Source organism: Gardnerella sp. KA00127 (genome assembly GCF_049244125.1).
Classification (GTDB): domain Bacteria; phylum Actinomycetota; class Actinomycetes; order Actinomycetales; family Bifidobacteriaceae; genus Bifidobacterium; species Bifidobacterium swidsinskii.
Window position 1 is genome coordinate 55,806 of record NZ_CP058377.1, and the last position, 17,176, is coordinate 72,981.

14 protein-coding genes are annotated in these 17,176 nt (G+C 37.4%); 6 read left to right on the plus strand and 8 right to left on the minus strand.

All coding sequences use genetic code 11. The annotated features are described in order from the left end of the window. Positions 1-16: 16 nt before the first annotated feature. From HXT48_RS00220 to rpmH, 8 genes are all read right to left on the minus strand, one after another. Positions 17-1,369: a ParB/RepB/Spo0J family partition protein gene (locus HXT48_RS00220; protein WP_012913704.1), complete on the minus strand. Its 1,353-nt coding sequence runs from the start codon at positions 1,367-1,369 to the stop codon at positions 17-19. Then, positions 1,369-2,340, minus strand: coding sequence for a ParA family protein (locus tag HXT48_RS00225; protein ID WP_004110194.1), 972 nt, complete (start codon positions 2,338-2,340; stop codon positions 1,369-1,371). The genes HXT48_RS00220 and HXT48_RS00225 overlap by 1 nt, the downstream gene beginning before the upstream one ends. An 869-nt stretch (positions 2,341-3,209) precedes the next feature. Continuing rightward, entirely contained in the window at positions 3,210-3,920 is a 711-nt protein-coding gene (gene rsmG / locus HXT48_RS00230) for a 16S rRNA (guanine(527)-N(7))-methyltransferase RsmG (protein WP_004109604.1), read from the minus strand. A gap of 135 nt (positions 3,921-4,055) precedes the next feature. After that, entirely contained in the window at positions 4,056-4,610 is a 555-nt protein-coding gene (locus HXT48_RS00235) for a protein jag (RefSeq protein ID WP_004109601.1), read from the minus strand. 136 nt (positions 4,611-4,746) lie between these two features. Next, on the minus strand, positions 4,747-5,760 hold the full coding sequence (gene yidC, locus HXT48_RS00240) for a membrane protein insertase YidC (protein ID WP_064621826.1): 1,014 nt from the start codon (positions 5,758-5,760) through the stop codon (positions 4,747-4,749). Further along, positions 5,760-6,080: a membrane protein insertion efficiency factor YidD gene (gene yidD, locus HXT48_RS00245; RefSeq protein ID WP_076003119.1), complete on the minus strand. Its 321-nt coding sequence runs from the start codon at positions 6,078-6,080 to the stop codon at positions 5,760-5,762. The genes yidC and yidD overlap by 1 nt, the downstream gene beginning before the upstream one ends. 38 nt (positions 6,081-6,118) lie before the next feature. Continuing rightward, a complete protein-coding gene (rnpA, locus tag HXT48_RS00250; RefSeq protein WP_415685032.1) occupies positions 6,119-6,619 on the minus strand; it encodes a ribonuclease P protein component in 501 nt (166 codons plus the stop codon). Between the two features lie 21 nt (positions 6,620-6,640). Beyond that, positions 6,641-6,775, minus strand: a complete 135-nt coding sequence (gene rpmH, locus HXT48_RS00255; protein WP_004106067.1) for a 50S ribosomal protein L34 — start codon at positions 6,773-6,775, stop codon at positions 6,641-6,643. Between the two features lie 388 nt (positions 6,776-7,163). On the opposite strand from rpmH, the gene dnaA reads away from it, so the two are divergent. The 6 genes from dnaA (at position 7,164) to gyrA (ending at position 17,161) form a co-directional block, all read left to right on the plus strand. Beyond that, positions 7,164-8,783, plus strand: a complete 1,620-nt coding sequence (gene dnaA / locus HXT48_RS00260; RefSeq protein ID WP_004109588.1) for a chromosomal replication initiator protein DnaA — start codon at positions 7,164-7,166, stop codon at positions 8,781-8,783. Positions 8,784-9,213: 430 nt separating this feature from the next. Next, entirely contained in the window at positions 9,214-10,338 is a 1,125-nt protein-coding gene (dnaN, locus tag HXT48_RS00265) for a DNA polymerase III subunit beta (protein WP_421793078.1), read from the plus strand. Positions 10,339-10,436: 98 nt separating this feature from the next. After that, on the plus strand, positions 10,437-11,738 hold the full coding sequence (gene recF / locus HXT48_RS00270) for a DNA replication/repair protein RecF (protein ID WP_012913698.1): 1,302 nt from the start codon (positions 10,437-10,439) through the stop codon (positions 11,736-11,738). Then, positions 11,738-12,205 carry a DUF721 domain-containing protein gene (locus HXT48_RS00275; protein ID WP_004109579.1) on the plus strand — a complete coding sequence of 156 codons (468 nt, stop codon included), beginning with the start codon at positions 11,738-11,740 and terminating at the stop codon, positions 12,203-12,205. The genes recF and HXT48_RS00275 overlap by 1 nt, the downstream gene beginning before the upstream one ends. A gap of 180 nt (positions 12,206-12,385) precedes the next feature. Continuing rightward, positions 12,386-14,461 carry a DNA topoisomerase (ATP-hydrolyzing) subunit B gene (gene gyrB / locus HXT48_RS00280; RefSeq protein WP_004106076.1) on the plus strand — a complete coding sequence of 692 codons (2,076 nt, stop codon included), beginning with the start codon at positions 12,386-12,388 and terminating at the stop codon, positions 14,459-14,461. A gap of 69 nt (positions 14,462-14,530) precedes the next feature. Then, positions 14,531-17,161 (plus strand): DNA gyrase subunit A, encoded by a 2,631-nt coding sequence (gene gyrA / locus HXT48_RS00285; protein WP_012913696.1) that lies wholly within the window; start codon positions 14,531-14,533, stop codon positions 17,159-17,161. Positions 17,162-17,176: the final 15 nt, after the last annotated feature.

Genomic DNA, 17,176 nt, shown 5'->3' on the forward strand with positions numbered 1-17,176 from the left:
TATTTTATTAAAACTACTATTCTTTTTTAGAAACAAGTAAACCAATAATTCGTTGCATTTCTTCAGGAGAAGAAAAGACAATCTCGATTCTTCCATGATTTTCTGTGCCCTTAATAGAAACTTTGGTAGCAAAATGCTCCTCAAGCTGCTTGCGCACAGGCGAAGAAGACCACTGATTATTGCGACGCACACGCGTACGTACTGCTCCATGAGATGTATCTTCATTCTTCAACGAAACAATCTCTTCAGTACTACGAACTGACAATCCTTCTGCAATAATGCGATTGGCTAGACTCTCCATATCTTCTGGATTTTCCAAGCCAAGTAGTGCTCGTGCGTGACCTGCAGAAAGCACGCCTGAGGCGACATGTTTTTGCACGCTAGCAGGAAGATTGAGAAGTCTTAAAGTATTAGCAATTTGTGGACGTGATTTTGATACAGACTGAGAAAGCTGAATCTGTGTTAAACCAAAATCATCTATCATCTGAGAATATGCTGCCGCTTCTTCAAGAGGATTAAGAGCAACGCGATGAAGATTTTCAAGCAATGCATCTCTTAACATATTTTCATCAGCAGTTGTGCGCACAATCGCTGGAACTGTATCAAGTTCAGCTAGCTGAGAAGCACGCCATCTTCTCTCGCCCATAATAAGTTCATAATGTGCAATTTGTTCATCATTTTTATCTGCATCAACAATAGGTCGCACAACTATAGGCTGTAAAACGCCGACTTCTTTAATAGATGACGCAAGTTCTCGCAGCTCATCTTCATCAAAAATTGTTCGAGGTTGATGCGCATTAGGAACAATATCTAACGGCTTAAGATAAGCTAAATATCCACCTTTTACTGGCTTCAAAGGCTCATTTTTTGCGGTTTTATTCGATTTTTCAGCAGCGTTATTTTTTTCACCAATAACGGTTTCTTCATTATTTTTTGCCTTAGACGACATAAATGTCGTTGATGCTGAATCTCCAAAAAAGAAATCCATAGGTCTAGTGACATCTCCAAGAGATGGCATAGTTGAACGTTTATGAGAATGCTTGTTAGTATGAATTGACGGCACGGTTTCACGTGAAACATTCTTTATTTTGTTATTACTCTTATCCGCGTGAGGAGCAATTGAATTGCTCATACTAGGGACCTTTGTTTCATGTGAAACATTTTTTGATTGATTATTATCTTTATGTAACGTTTCACGTGAAACTTTTGCTTGTTCTTCTAATTGACTATCCACAGATTCGGATTTTTTTGTTTCATGTGAAACATTAAATTGCAAATTATTAGATGCATCGGCAAGCGCATCCTCGCCAGGCAAAGCTGGGAACAAAGCACCTAAACCTTTACCCAGGCGAGACTTATTTCCACTCATTATTGATTCTCCTGTTGTTGTTCTTGTCGATTAGCATCTTGCTTTGCTGCAATAACAGATAATACTGTCTTAGACCTTTTCGCTATTTCTAACGCAGCTTCGCGATAAGAAATCGCTCCTGATCCATGAGGATCATAAGTAATAACACTTTGGTTAAAACTTGGCGCTTCAGGTATTTTCACAGTACGAGGAATCGTAGTCTCAAGCACAATATTTGGATAATGTTTTTTAACTTCTTGGAAAACTTCTCTGCCTAATAAAGTTCGCTTGTCAAACATAGTAACAAGCATTGTAGAAACAACTAAAATTGGATTGTAATGTTGCTGGACTAAACCAATAGTTCTTATAAGCTGTCCTAAACCTTCAAGAGCATAATACTCAGCTTGAATTGGTATAAGCATTTCACGTGCTGCACACATGGCATTAATCACTAACAAGCCAAGCGACGGAGGACAATCAATAAAAACATAATCGTAATGTTCGCTGCTATTATCAAGATATTCTTGCAAGGCATCCTTTAACAGATTATTACGATTATCCATATCTGCAAGCTCTAATTCAGCACCACTTAAATCAATGGATGCTGGCACAACATCAAGTCCTTCAATATCTGGGCAAGCATGTTTTACTTCAGCGATACTTTTTCGCCCTTCAAGAACATCGTAAACCGACAAATTACCAGAAGCATGAGGAGTATTTAATGCAGTTGACGCATTCCCTTGTGGATCCATATCAATAAGAAGTACTTTTGATCCACTTACTGCCATAGCTGCAGCAAGATTTACAGCAGAACTTGTTTTTCCTACTCCACCTTTTTGATTAGCAACAGCAATAAAACGCGTTTGCTTAGGCTTAGGATATTTCGCTTGTTCAATGGAATGAAAACGAGATGTCAAATCTGCCAATTCAATACCTAGGGAGGATTTTGAATCTCCAAAAATTCGTTGAATCGTTTCAGCAGCTGATTCCACGACGTATCACCCCCAATTAAATATGCGAAACTCTTAAAACAAAAATATCGTGTTTTAAGTTTCGTCGTTTCCATGGACATAAAAAGCACAAATTTTTTTGATGTTTCACATGAAACATCAACACCTTATTCCATAACTAACTACATATTTTTCTAATCATAGAACACTAATGTTAATGCTGCTGCACACTACAAAATAGAAACAATCAATGCCTCGCTCTCCCCAAAACCTAATTGAACAATTTATATTCATGTGGTGAGATTCTTCGATTTTTCGCATTGATTGGATGCTTGTATGTTTCTGTAGCTTTGCACCAATGCTTTGCAAACGTTGCACATGAAGCTTTGCAGTAATGCTTTGCAAACGGCGATTATTTATTGATTAGCAAACTTTAACAGTATTGCTCTGCGGACGTTGAATATTTATCGCATAGAGAACACTAGCATCCGTGCTGCTGCGCACGTCACACCAGGCACTCCTACCACACCAAAAACACTAGCGGTTTTACTAATAGTGGGAGATAGGAATTGCTTGGTCGAGCAATATAAAAGCGGAACGATAGTAATAATCTTGTTGATGAATACTATTTTTGCAGAAAAAGTAAATAAAAAACTAAACTTAACTACACAACCGCTAAGTCCAAATAAGGTATAAGAGCGGAGCGCTGCGAGACAAGTAATTCCTATCTCACACAGCCACACAAAGAAACCCGCCAGCCAAACACCAGCTAAAACTCACGCCACGCCAAACAAGAACTTTCGAGGCTCATCAGACCGTTTTCAGAAAACACCAGTCAAAACTCATAGACGATACGCAAGAACATCGAAAATAAACTCGCGCCATAGAAAACACAAATTTTAATTAAAAAATTAGGCTTTATTTACTATTACAACTGTAGTTGGTTGTAAGCCAGATGCAACAGGTGCCTCAAAAACATGAGTATCTATTCCACCGGCTTTTCGAATCATTTTTACAGCTTTTTCTACTTCTGCTTGAGCAGATTTACCCTTTAATGCTATTAATTTCCCGTGCTTATTCAATAGAGGAATAGTCCATCCAGCTAATTTCGTCATAGGAGCTACAGCCCTGCATGTTACTACATCAAACGCTGGAATTTCATGTGACTTAACTTTGTCAATAACTTCATCTGATCTGCCGTGAAATATAGTAACATTTTTTAATTTCATAAGAGCAACGCACTCACGCAACCAATCAACACGACGCTCCATAGGTTCAATCAAAGTAACGTCATAATCAGGTAAGCACGCAGCTAAAACTAGACCAGGAAAACCTCCGCCGCTACCTACATCTGCAACTCTTTTATTTTTTCTACCAACTATTGCTTCTTTAATAAAAGGAACAACTGCTGCAGAATTTAATATATGCCTTTCCCAGAGAATATTCATATCTCTAGGACCGATAAGACCTCTTATTAATCCTTCTTGCTGAAGTTTCACGTGAAACAGCTTACACTTTTCTAATGCTTCACCTAAAACCTCGTTCAGCAACGGGGATCCTTCCAATTCGTCCGCTATTTTTTGTGTATTTTCCTCGTATTTTTTATCTAAATTAGCTTCCATATTTTCCCCAAAACAAATAAAAGCAATATAAAAAATAAATAAAAAGTAACACAATAAAACATTTTTTGTTCCATTGTGTTACTTTTCATTTTATTTCTCTTTTCCTTCGAAAAGAAACAATTAAATAAAAATTAATTATTCTTCAGAATATTCGCCTTCTACATCGTCAATTTCATCAATATTCTCATCTTCAGAAGCAACTGAAGGCATGTAAACAGTTACATAGCGGCGTGGTTCTTCCCCATGTGAACGGGAGCGCAAACCTTCATCACGTACAGTATCATGCACAACTTTACGCTCAAAAGAATTCATTGGCTTCAAATTCACAGGTTCACCAGTTTCACGCACCTCATCAACAGCATCTAACGCAATATCGCGCAAATGCTGGCGCTTACGCTTTAAGAATCCATCTACATCAACTATAAGATGCGAACGATCACCAGTTTTTTGTTGAACAGCAAGACGACTCAATTGCTGCAAGGCATCGACAACCTCACCATTGCGACCAATTAAATTCTTAATATCAGTGTCATCATCTGCAACAATCTGAATCATTGGGCGATTATTGCGCACACCCATCTCAATATCACCCTCATAATCAGCAATATCGAGTAAGCCTTCTAAATAATCTGCGGCAATATCAGCTTCTTCATTGAGTTGATCAACCGTCCTCTTCTCATCTTGTACCATTAATTACTCCTTATCGTGAGAAAATTCACGTTTTACAAATTCCTGAAGTCTAGTTTAGCGGATAATAAAGCCAAGTTACTAACTTATTTTCAAGTCATAAAAATGACTTTATATATCCGCAAAATGTATCTAAATATTAGCGCTTTGCCACCTTACGTTTACGTTGTGGCTGTTTGCGCTGGAATCCCTCAATCTCTCTACGCTCAGCTTCTTCACGAGCTTTTTGAAGATTCTCTTCTTCAATAGAAGGCAACCCTTCGCGCTCACGACGAGCAGTTTCTTTTTGATAGTCACGCTTTTCTTTTTCTTCAGCTGCAGGAGATCCAGGAGTTGGGAATGCGTAAACTTGCCAAATTGAACGCAACATATTTATAACATTGTTTACTAACCAGTAAACCAACATTGCAAATGGCATAGCAAACGCAGAGAAAACGTAAATCAACGGGAATCCCCACATCATGAGCTTTTGTACAGTATATTGGCTACCCTGCTTAGACTCAGGCGGAAGATTCTTACGAATATTATTGAATTGCATGTACCACATTGCAGCACACATAAGTACAACAAATATAACTATGACAATTTTACCTGCGCCAGCAGTTGTCATAAAAGTATCTGCAACACCAACCCCAAATACGCGAGTTTTAATGAATTGCTGTGCTGTTGCAATATCAAAGGCACCAAGAGCTGCATGCTTACCACGAGCAATAAAAGGAATAACAGAAAGCGTATACCAAATACTCATAAATGCAGGACCCTGAATCATCATAGGTAGGCACGAACCAGCAGGATTGGCTTTGTTATCTTGATAAAGCTTCATCATTTCACGCTGCATAGCTTCTTTACTTGCAGGATCATTTTTGCCTTTATATTTTTGCTGTATTTTCTTAATCTTAGGCGCAATAGCTTGCATTTTGCGCATGCCTTTAATGCTTTTAATAAATGCAGGGAAAATGCACGCATGCACAACTAATACCAAGAATACGATGGAAAAAACCCAAGAGAAGCCAACTTCATTCATTCCCAGAAGAGTTAATAACTTATGGAATAATGACATAATTTGAGTCATGAGCCACTCAACTGGCGTCAAGATTTTATAAAACCATCCCAAGAATCCATTATCAAGTATGAAGTTATCTTGATTAAACATTAGTTTTCCTTGTCTTCTTCAGCCAAGGGAGTTAGCCGTGGCTCTTCATGTGCTTTAGACCAAGCACATCTGTAAAAAATCGAATATTTGCGGGGTACATCATCAATACTGCAGCTTGTCCAAGGTCTACAGCGTAGAAGGCGTAATAATGCAAGAATACCACCTTTAAACGTGCCATACCTAGCAATTGCTTCAATAGCATAACGCGAACACGTAGGATAGTATCTACAGCAAGCTGGTCTATTTGCAGAAATCGTGCGCTGATACCATCTAATTGCACTAATTACAAACTTAGAACTTAAACTTTTTTTACTACGCATAACAATAACCACCATTTACTCAAAATAATATATTTCAATTATCCTTGATTCTGATTATTCTCATGCATTTTGCAATTTTGTGTAGAACATAAATCTGCACTAATTTTGCCAAAAAGCTTTTGTATCTGGCATTGTAACGAATCAAATGAAGATTGAGCTGCAGAAGGTTTTGCTCTTAGCACCACATCACAACCTGCAGGTAATAAAGATTCATAATTTTTTGCGATTACTCGCAGACGTCTTTTTACCTTATTGCGAACTACAGCTTTCCCCACTGATTTAGATACAGCAAGACCTAGCCTCTTTTTTACATGTTCAAATTTTTGATCATGTAAGAAGGTATCAGAAAATGCCGCGGGAGTATCACTTTCAAAACCCGTGGCAATATAATCTAAACTTGCACTTCTATCTTCGTTAAGTGTGCTCTGCACGGCTATATCGTCACGCATAATGTAATGCGCGACGATATCCCGAGAACTCACCTTGCGCCGTTTTTTTAGCACCGCAACAAAATCACGGTGGCTTTTCAGCCTTTCCATGCCTTACGACGCTACCTTAACTCAGGCAGACAGTGACTTGCGGCCCTTGGCACGACGACGATTAATTACTGCGCGACCTGCACGCGTACGCATGCGAACGCGGAAGCCGTGCTTCATGTGACGACGACGATTATTCGGCTGAAATGTCCTCTTCATAACTAATGCTCCTGTATTCAGCCACGCAAAAGCATGGCCCCGTATGAGTCAAGCTATACCAAAATACTATTACCCCTCACCAATGCTCAAAACTCCACATTTTCTTATTAAAGAATCAACATTGTCAGATATAAATAAAAATGATTTATTCACATTTCTATTACAATTTATTGTACACGCAAAATCGTTGAAAAATAGCCAAATCTCAGCTTTAAACTTATCCACAAATTACACACATGTTATTCACAATTAAACAATTTCAACACGCTAGACTGTGGATAACTTCGTAGGGTCAGAGTAAACATATCTTACTGATACTTATTACACACGTGCGCGCGTAAACAGAATCAGCATTATTACATGTGCTAAATGCAAGTTTGGGGGTGAAATGGCTGATACATTAGGCGATTCTACATCGCAAGCTGCTTTGGTATGGTCTAATACGCTTACTGTTTTACAGCATAACGCCCTTTTAACTGCGCGCGATAAAGGTTGGTTTGAAGGTGTTAAACCAGAAGCAATCTTTGGAACGACCATCGTTTTGTGCGTATCTAATGCTGAAACGCAACAAGCTTTGCAAAATGAATTAAATTCTCCTCTACTTACAGCATTAAAAATTTGCACTGGTAAAGATATGTTTCCTGCTTTTAGGATCGTCCCTCAATCTGAATATCAGGAAAAAGCTGCACAAAATTCTTCAAATTCTTTATCTCATCAAGCACAGAACAATGCGAATTTAAATAAAAATAAAATAGTAACTGATAATACAGTTTTGCCTGTTGATAATATTTCAGTTTCATCATCTAATAATTTGTCATCGGTTACAGCAAATAATTCATCTCCTGTACAACCAGATTTTGATCATGCAACTGGAATATCTACTCTTCAACAAACTGATATTTCTACTGAACAGGCTGCACAGCAAAAAATGCCTGTCTCTGTTCAACGCGATGCAATTACACATTTAAATACGTGCGCAACTTTTGATACTTTTGTGCCTGGCGATTCAAATCGTTTTGCAAGAACTGTAGCTTTGGCAGTCGCAGAGGGTTCCGGCAGAGATTTTAATCCTTTATGTATTTATGGTGGCTCCGGTCTTGGCAAAACTCACTTGCTTAATGCAATTGGCAATTATGCTTTAGTAAAAGATTCTTCACTTAAAGTTCGTTATGTAACAAGTGAGGAATTCACTAATGAATTTATTGAAGCTCTTCAAACACCAAATCAAAGTCAAGGTCAAATCGCTGATTTTAATAGGCGATATCGTGAAGTAGATGTTCTTCTTATTGACGATATTCAGTTCCTTGGTGGAAAAGAAGCAACACTTGAACAATTCTTCCATACTTTTAATTCTTTATATCAAGCAAATAAGCGAATAGTTATAGCTTCAGATGTTGCGCCAAAAAATCTTAAGGGATTTGAAGCACGCTTAATTTCCAGATTTGAATCAGGTCTTACGGTTGATATTAAACCGCCAGATTTGGAGACGCGTATTGCAATTCTGAGAATGATGGCATCAATGAATCACTGTAATGTTCCAAGTGACGTACTTGATTTAATTGCTGAACGTTTTACAGAAAATATTCGTGAACTTGAAGGTGCATTGACACGCGTTACTGCTGTAGCATCTTTAAGTAATCAGCCTGTTAGTAAAGCTTTAGCTGAACAAGCATTACAAGATTTCTTTGCTACAGATATTGAAGTAAGGCCAACTGACATCATTAGTCAAGTAGCTCAGTATTTCCACATGACTTTTGATGAACTTGTTGGTCGTCAGCGCACAAAGAATGTTGCACTCGCTCGTCAAATTGCAATGTATCTTGCAAGAGAAATGACAAGCATGAGTTTGGTTGATATTGGCGAAGTTTTTGGCGGTAGGGATCATACTACAGTTATGCATGCTTATACTCGAGTAAGTGGCGAGATGCAAGAAAAGCAAGAAATTTATAACTACGTTATGGAATTAACTGTTCGTTTAAAACAAAATCCTGTTGAGCGTAGAAATTAAACTTATTTTCCACATATTCATGAATAAATGTTTAAAAGTTTATAAAAAGTTATCCACATACTTAATAACAAATGTGGGTAAAAGCTGAGCATAACTCGTGGAAAACGCCGCTTAAAAATGTTATTAAGTTGTTTATAAGGCATTTAAAAATGTGGAAACTCTAAAAAATAGAAAAAGTTGTGGATAAGTTCCCCACTTATACACATTGTTGTTCTTGTGTTATCCACATCTTTTAATTGTTAATAAGTCTTTTTAAAAGCGGTTTTTAAGCACTTTTCCACATATACACAGTCTTTATTACTACTTTTATTTACTACTTAGTTAATAAGAAAAATAACAATTGCAAAAGCAATGCAAACATTGAAAAATATTTTTTTGTAGACACCCTCATACTGTAGAATAAATGCAGACTTTACAGAAAAGAGGAAGCATGAAAGTAGAAGTCAACTCTGCATCATTTGCTGATGCTGTAGCTTGGACTACACGCGTAATTGACTCACGCCCTGCAAACCCTATTCTTGCAGGCTTAAAAATTGAAGCAGCAAATGGCACATTGCAGCTTTCTGCATTCAACTATCAAATTTCTAGCTGCCATCACATCGAAGCTGGTGTTGACGAAGAGGGAAGCATACTTATTCTAGGCAAATTGATGGCAGATATTACTAAGTCTCTTCCTGCAGAAAAAACTTATCTAAAATCTGAAAATAATACTTTGACTATTACTTCCGGAAAATCAACATTTACTCTACAACTTATGCCTCTTGGAGAGTATCCTGACTTGCCTGAACTGCCTCATAAATTAGGTCAGGTTGATGCACCAACATTTATTCAAGCTGTAAATCAAGCATCTGTTTCTACATCTAGAGAAGAAAATAGACCGGTTCTAACTGGAATTAGGATCCAATTTGAAGATGACACCGTTACTATGACTTCTACTGATAGATTCCGTCTATCTAGATCTACTTTTAAGTGGACACCAGAACATAATGACATTCATTCGACCACTCTTACTCGTGGGTCATTACTAAGAGATATTGCTCATTCTCTCGACGATCATCAAAATGTTATTATCCATTTTAATGAGGAAGATAAGTCACTTTTAGGTTTTGAAAATTCCGGTCGTACAAGTACTTTACAAATAATTGATGGAGAATTCCCTTCTGTAGATCGACTATTCGTAGATGAATATCCTATTCACGCAATTATTAATAAACAATTATTGATAAATGCAATTAAGCGAGTATCTTTAGTCGCCGAAAGAAATGCTCCTATTCGAATGATTTTTTCAAATCAGGAGTTAACTTTGAGTGCTGGTACTGCTGACGAATCACAAGCAAAAGAAGTACTTGATATCGATATGGATGGAGAAGACATAACTGTTGCCTTTAATCCGAACTACTTACTTGAAGGGTTAGGAGCTATTCCAGAGCCATTTGTGCATATGAAAATGGCAACAGCTGTAAAACCTGTTGAATTTAATGGTCAGCAGGAATCAGATGGTGATGAATCAACAGATTATCGCTATTTGCTTGTTCCTATGCGTTTTAATAATTAATATTGTTGCGATATTGCATTGTATTTTAGATTATTTTTTGATGTACAATGTAATATCGCATTTTTCTTTTAAAACTATTAAGAAAGGGTAATTAAGCAATGTATATTTCGCGAATTGCCCTTGATACATTTCGTTCTTGGAACCATATAATTTGTGATTTCAACCCTGGAATAAATGTTATATATGGCAATAATGGTTTAGGAAAAACCAATATTGTAGAAGCATTAGAAGTTACTGGTACTGGAATAAGTCACAGAACATCTTCAACATTGCCTCTTATTAAAAAAGGCTATGAAAAATCAATAATAAGAATAAATACCATTAATAATGATATAAATTATAAAAAAGATGAAACAAATACTGGCTTAAGTAATATTGCATCTTTAGAAAGTAATTTAAATCAAACAACTTATGAAATAGATCTTTATGTAAAAGGTTCTAATAGAGCACATATAAATTCTGGTAAAGCATTATATGTTAAAGACATTGTTGGATTATTGCCAATAGTTTCTTTTACTCCAAGAGACCAATTTCTTATAATTGGTGATCCTAATGTTAGACGTACTTTTATCGATCAAGCTGGATCTTTGTTAATACCAAATTATGTGCAATTATTGCAAGAATTTAAACATATTTCTAAACAGCGTGCTGCATTACTAAAAAATATTAGAGATTTTTCATACAAAAATCAGACAGTTTCATTATCCGGATTAGAAATTTGGACTGGTAAATTTATTGAAAGTGGTATTAACTTAACAAAAGCACGCCAAGAAACTGTGCAAATTATTAATAAATATTTCAAAAATATAATTAAATCTTTTACTAATGAAGAAAATACGGAAATAATATATGTTCCTTCTTTTGAAGAAGTATTATTTGAAAAAAAGAGTGATGAAAATATTGAAGATAAAAACGAGCTTTTTTCTAAAATAAGTGAGCATTTTCAACGTATTTATGATGGAGAGCTAGCTAGAGGATGCAATCTTATTGGCCCTCATCGTGATGATATTGACTTTGCTATTAATAATATTTCTGCTAAAGATTTTGCTTCGAATGGTGAATCTTGGACAATTGCAATAGCTTCAAAAATGGCATTATGCAAGGCATTAGAAGAAAAAAATAATGATAAACCTATTGTTATTCTCGATGATGTATTTGCACAACTTGATGAAAACAGGCGTATAAGAATATTAAATTTTGCACTTAATCAAGGTCAAGTTTTTATTACTACTTCTTCTCTTAGCGACATTCCTAATAAAGAATATATTAAAAAAACAAATCTTATAAATATTGGAAAACTATTAGAAAAAAATAATGAAATTAATAATTTCAGTGAAGAGCATAATAATATTTTGCTTGATGTAATAGAACAAAGAAAAAATAAGCAGGAGGAAAAATAATGATTCCTGTTAATATCCTTTTAAAAATTGATACTCGAAAATTACCTGCAATTATTTTTGATCCTATTAATAGAAAAGCTGAACGCGAAAATAATCGTGAAAAAAATGCAGAACAAGCTTGGGAAAATTTTGGAAAACCTGGTAGAGATCCTAAATCATTCTGTGGTATTTTAAAAAATTTTGCTTCTGAAAGTAATTGGAATAGTCAACTTTCTATAGCAAAATTACGTTCTTCTTGGCATAAAGTAGTAGGGGAAAGTATTGCAAAACATTGTGAAATAAGTCAAGTTGTAAATGGCGTGCTTATTGTTCGTGCTCAATCAACAGTTTGGGCAACTCAACTTTCTTATTTAATTCCACAATTAAAAGAAAAAATTAATAATAACCTTGAAAATATTGAAATAAAAGAAATTAAAGTTATTGGTCCAACAACGAGTGGATTAGGATTTTTAAGAAATAAATTTTAATAATATTATTATATTTTTTAAAAATAGTAAAAATGCCTATTTCTGAAGAGAGGTCATAGTATGTGTGTAGAATGTCATGTATTATGGCTAAAACGCTAGAATCCCCTTTTATGTGCTTTCTGGCATATGTTGGCTCTATAAATGCCTTTTAGTATGAGGCAATTTGTGAAGGGACCTAAAGTGGCAAACACGGAAGATAATTCGATGGATAATGCCGTCGAAGAGCATAAACTCGATGATGCTCAACTCGATGATTCACTTGCTCCTGAACATTATGATGCGAGTGACCTTCGTGTTCTAGAAGGATTAGAGGCAGTTCGTATTAGACCAGGCATGTATATTGGTTCTACCGGTCCTCGTGGATTGCATCATTTGGTTTATGAGATTGTTGATAATTCTGTTGATGAAGCTTTGGCAGGATATGCTTCGCATATTGAAGTAACAATTTTGCCTGATAATGCTATTCGTGTTGTCGATGATGGTCGAGGTATTCCAGTAGATGAAGTGCCAGGCGAAGGTGTTTCTGGTGTTGAAACAGTTATGACTAAGCTTCACGCTGGCGGTAAGTTTGGTGGCGGCGGTTATGCTGTTTCTGGTGGTTTACATGGTGTAGGTATTTCTGTTGTTAATGCACTTTCTACTCGTGTAGAAATTGAAGTTCGTCGTCAAGGATTCCACTGGACTCAAACTTATGTTGATCAGCATCCAACTGCTCCTTTGGCAAAAGGTGAGCCAATGGCAGAAGGAGAATCTACTGGAACTTCTGTGACTTTCTGGCCAGACGGAACAATTTTTGAAACAACAGTTTATGATTTTGAAACCTTGCGTTCTCGCTTCCAGCAGATGGCTTTCTTAAATAAGGGTTTGAAGATTTCTTTAACTGATTTACGTAAGCCAGATGAAGCTGGAGATGAAGTTGCAGGTGATTCCGAATCTTCTAGTGAAGAAAAGCATAGAAGCGTAAGCTACCAGTATGAGCATGGTATTAAAGACTATGTTGATTACTTAGTTAAATCTCGAAAAGCTGTTCCAGTAGAGCCAGATGTTATTGACTTTGAGGCTGAAGATCTTGAAATTGGTATTTCTGCGGAAATTGCTATGCAATGGACTGTTGCTTATTCTGAAGCAGTTCACACTTTTGCTAATACTATTTCGACTACTGAAGGCGGTACTCACGAAGAAGGATTCCGTGCAGCGCTTACTACTTTAGTTAATCGTTATGCTCGCGAAAAGAATATTTTGAAAGAGAAAGATACTAATCTTTCTGGTGATGACGTTCGCGAAGGCTTAACAGCAGTTGTTTCAGTAAAGCTTACAACTCCACAGTTTGAAGGTCAGACTAAAACAAAGCTTGGCAATTCTGAAGCTAAGACTTTTGTGCAAAGAGTCATGACTGAAAAGCTTGGAGATTGGTTTGATGCTCATCCAAATGAAGCAAAAAATATTATTCAAAAAGCTATAGAAGCTTCTCGTGCTCGACTTGCTGCTAAAAAAGCTCGCGAAAATACTCGTCGCAAGTCTATTTTTGAAACTGCTGGAATGCCAGATAAGTTGAAGGATTGCCAGTCAAGTAATCCTGAAGAATGTGAATTATTCATAGTCGAGGGTGATTCTGCAGGTGGCTCAGCAATTCAAGGTCGCGATCCTATTACGCAAGCAATTTTGCCTTTGCGTGGTAAGATTTTGAATACTGAACGTGCTTCAATCGACAGAATGATGAAGTCTGAAACTATTGAATCCTTAATTACTGCTGTTGGTGGTGGTTATGGAGAAGACTTCGATTTAAGCAAGGTTCGATATCACAAAGTCATTATTATGGCTGATGCTGATGTCGACGGTGCTCATATTGCTACTTTGAATTTGACATTATTCTTCCGCTATATGCGTCCTATGATTACTGCAGGATACGTTTATGTTGCTATGCCACCTTTGTACCGTTTGAAGTGGAGCAAGGGAGCACATGATTTTGTTTATACGGATGCTGAGCGAGACAGAGTTTTGGCAGAAGGTAAAGCTGCTGGTCGTCAACTTCCTAAAGGTGAAGGTATTCAGCGATACAAGGGCTTGGGTGAGATGAGTTATCAGGAGTTGTGGGAAACAACAATGGATCCTGAGCATCGTATTTTGAAGCAAATTCATATTGAAGATGCTGCTCGAGCTGATGAAACATTCTCCATGCTTATGGGCGATGAAGTAGAGCCTCGTAGACTCTTTATTCAAAGAAATGCTCATGATGCAAGGTTTATTGACGCTTAAAAGTATTAATTTATTCGAAAAGATAAAAAGAAAAAACTTTAATTTTTATAAGATTAAGAAGGAATTGAAGTGGTAGACGAAATAAATTCCGCTCGTGATGATGCTGAGCGAGATCAGCTTCCAGATGGTTCTATGGAACCACAGAGCCCTCAGGAAGCAGATAATACTGATTATGGCTTAATGAAGGGTGCTCGCGTAAAGAACATGGATTTGCAGCAGGAAATGCGCGAATCTTATTTAGCTTACGCATTATCTGTTATTGTTGAGCGTGCTTTACCAGATGTTCGTGATGGTTTAAAACCTGTTCACCGTCGTGTTATTTATGCAATGTATGATGGAGGATACAGGCCTGATCGCGGATATAACAAGTGTTCTCGCGTTGTCGGTGATGTTATGGGTAAGTATCACCCTCATGGTGATTCTGCTATCTATGACACTTTAGTGCGTATGGCTCAGTCTTGGTCAATGCGCTATATGCTTGTTGATGGTCAAGGAAACTTTGGTTCTCCTGGTGATGATCCTGCAGCAGCAATGCGTTATACGGAATGCCGTATGGCACCGTTGGCTATGGAAATGGTACGAGATATCGATAAAGATACCGTTGATTTCCTGCCAAATTATGATGGTAAAACTCAAGAGCCTACGGTTTTGCCAGCTCGTTTCCCGAATCTTTTAGTTAATGGTTCTGCTGGTATTGCTGTTGGTATGGCAACCAATATTCCACCTCATAATATGCGTGAAGTGGCTGATGGTGTGCACTGGGCGTTGGATCATCCTGATGCAAGCAAAGAAGAACTTCTTGAAGCTTTAATTCAGCGAATTAAAGGACCTGATTTCCCTACTGGAGCAACAATCTTAGGTCACAAGGGAATTGAGCAAGCGTACCGCACAGGTCGCGGCTTAATTACAATGCGAGCAGTAGTTAATACTGAGGAAATTAAGGGACGCATGTGCTTGGTTGTTACCGAGCTTCCATACCAAGTTAATCCTGATCGCTTAGCTGCTTCTATTCGTGAAGCTGTACGAGATGGCAAAATTCAAGGTATTGCAGATATGCGCGACGAAACGTCTGGTCGTACTGGTCAGCGTTTGGTTCTTGTTCTTAAGCGTGATGCTGTTCCAAAAGTTGTTTTAAATAATTTGTATAAGCATTCGCAATTGCAGCAAACTTTCGGCGCAAATATGCTTGCTTTGGTTGATGGCGTTCCTAGAACTTTGAGTTTGGATGCGTTTATTCGTCATTGGGTAACTCATCAGCTTGAAGTAATTGATAGGCGTACACGTTACTTAAAGCGTGAAGCTGAAGAGCGAGATCATATTTTGCAAGGCTATTTGAAAGCTTTGGATATGATTGATGAAGTTGTGGCTTTAATTCGTTCATCTAAAGATGTTGAAACTGCTCGTACTGGTTTAATGAATTTGCTTGATGTTGATGAAGTTCAAGCGGATGCCATTCTTGCAATGCAACTTCGTAGACTTGCAGCTTTGGAACGTCAGAAGATTCTCGACGAGCATGAAGATTTGATGATTAAAATTGCTGATTACAACGATATTTTGGCAAGCCCAGAACGTCAGCGCAAAATTGTTGGCGATGAACTTGATGAAATTGTTGCAAAATATGGTGATGATCGCAGAACTAAGATTCTTCCATTCTCTGGTGAAATGAATGTTGAAGATCTTATTGCTGAAGAAAACGTTGTTGTAACAGTAACTCGCGCAGGTTATATTAAGCGTACTAAGGCAGACGAGTATCGTGCTCAACACCGCGGTGGTAAAGGCATTAAGGGTGCAAAGCTTCGTGAAGATGATGTAGTTGATCACTTCTTCTTAACTTCTACACACAATTGGTTGCTCTTCTTTACTAATCGTGGTCGAGTTTATCGTCTGAAAGCCTACGAACTTCCAGAAGGATCTCGCGATTCTAAAGGTCAGCATGTTGCTAATTTGTTGCAATTTACTCCTGGAGAAACAATTCAAGCAGTGTTATCAATTCCAAATTATGATGTTGCTAAATACTTGGTATTGGCAACTCGTTCCGGGAAAGTTAAGAAAACTGCATTGCAAGAGTATGATTCTCCACGTCAAGGCGGTTTGATTGCTGTACGTTTGATGGCAAATGAAGAAACAGGTGAACCTGTCGACGAGCTTATTGGTGCAGCTTTGTGCAATTCAGAAGATGACATTATTCTTGTTTCTAAGCTTGGAATGAGTTTGAAGTTTAGAGCAGATGATGAACAACTTCGACCAATGGGTCGTCAGACTGCCGGCGTTCAGGGTATGAGATTCCGTGAAGGTGACGAATTACTCGATATGGACGTTGTTGCGGCAGAAACTAGTAAAGATCTTCTTGTTGTTACTAATGAAGGTTTTGCTAAGCGAACTGCTATTGAAGAGTATCGTTTGCAAGGAAGAAACGGCTACGGTGTTAAAGCTGTTCAACTTGCAGAGGGTCGTGGTTCATTAGTTGGAGCTTTGATTGTTGAAGAAACAGATCAAGTAATGGCAATTATGAAGTCCGGTAAGGTAATTCGTTCTGACATTAATGAAGTGAAGCGCACTGGTAGAACAACTCAAGGCGTAACCTTAGCTAAGCCGGATAAAGGCGATGAAATTATTTCTATTGCCCGTAATGAAGAAACGGATGACGAAGAAAATCAATTAGAAGAAAAAGAAGCTACTTCAGAAAATGAGGAAGCTTAAGAAACTTCTTATGTG

Bases quoted from the DNA above. Each gene is read 5' to 3' on its own strand.
- yidC (WP_064621826.1), bottom strand. From the start codon at position 5,760: ATGTTTAATCAAGATAACTTCATACTTGATAATGGATTCTTGGGATGG.
- dnaA (WP_004109588.1), top strand. From the start codon at position 7,164: ATGGCTGATACATTAGGCGATTCTACATCGCAAGCTGCTTTGGTATGG.
- yidD (WP_076003119.1), bottom strand. From the start codon at position 6,080: ATGCGTAGTAAAAAAAGTTTAAGTTCTAAGTTTGTAATTAGTGCAATT.
- HXT48_RS00275 (WP_004109579.1), top strand. From the start codon at position 11,738: ATGATTCCTGTTAATATCCTTTTAAAAATTGATACTCGAAAATTACCT.
- dnaN (WP_421793078.1), top strand. From the start codon at position 9,214: ATGAAAGTAGAAGTCAACTCTGCATCATTTGCTGATGCTGTAGCTTGG.
- rsmG (WP_004109604.1), bottom strand. From the start codon at position 3,920: ATGGAAGCTAATTTAGATAAAAAATACGAGGAAAATACACAAAAAATA.
- rpmH (WP_004106067.1), bottom strand. From the start codon at position 6,775: ATGAAGAGGACATTTCAGCCGAATAATCGTCGTCGTCACATGAAGCAC.
- recF (WP_012913698.1), top strand. From the start codon at position 10,437: ATGTATATTTCGCGAATTGCCCTTGATACATTTCGTTCTTGGAACCAT.
- HXT48_RS00220 (WP_012913704.1), bottom strand. From the start codon at position 1,369: ATGAGTGGAAATAAGTCTCGCCTGGGTAAAGGTTTAGGTGCTTTGTTC.
- rnpA (WP_415685032.1), bottom strand. From the start codon at position 6,619: ATGGAAAGGCTGAAAAGCCACCGTGATTTTGTTGCGGTGCTAAAAAAA.
- HXT48_RS00235 (WP_004109601.1), bottom strand. From the start codon at position 4,610: ATGGTACAAGATGAGAAGAGGACGGTTGATCAACTCAATGAAGAAGCT.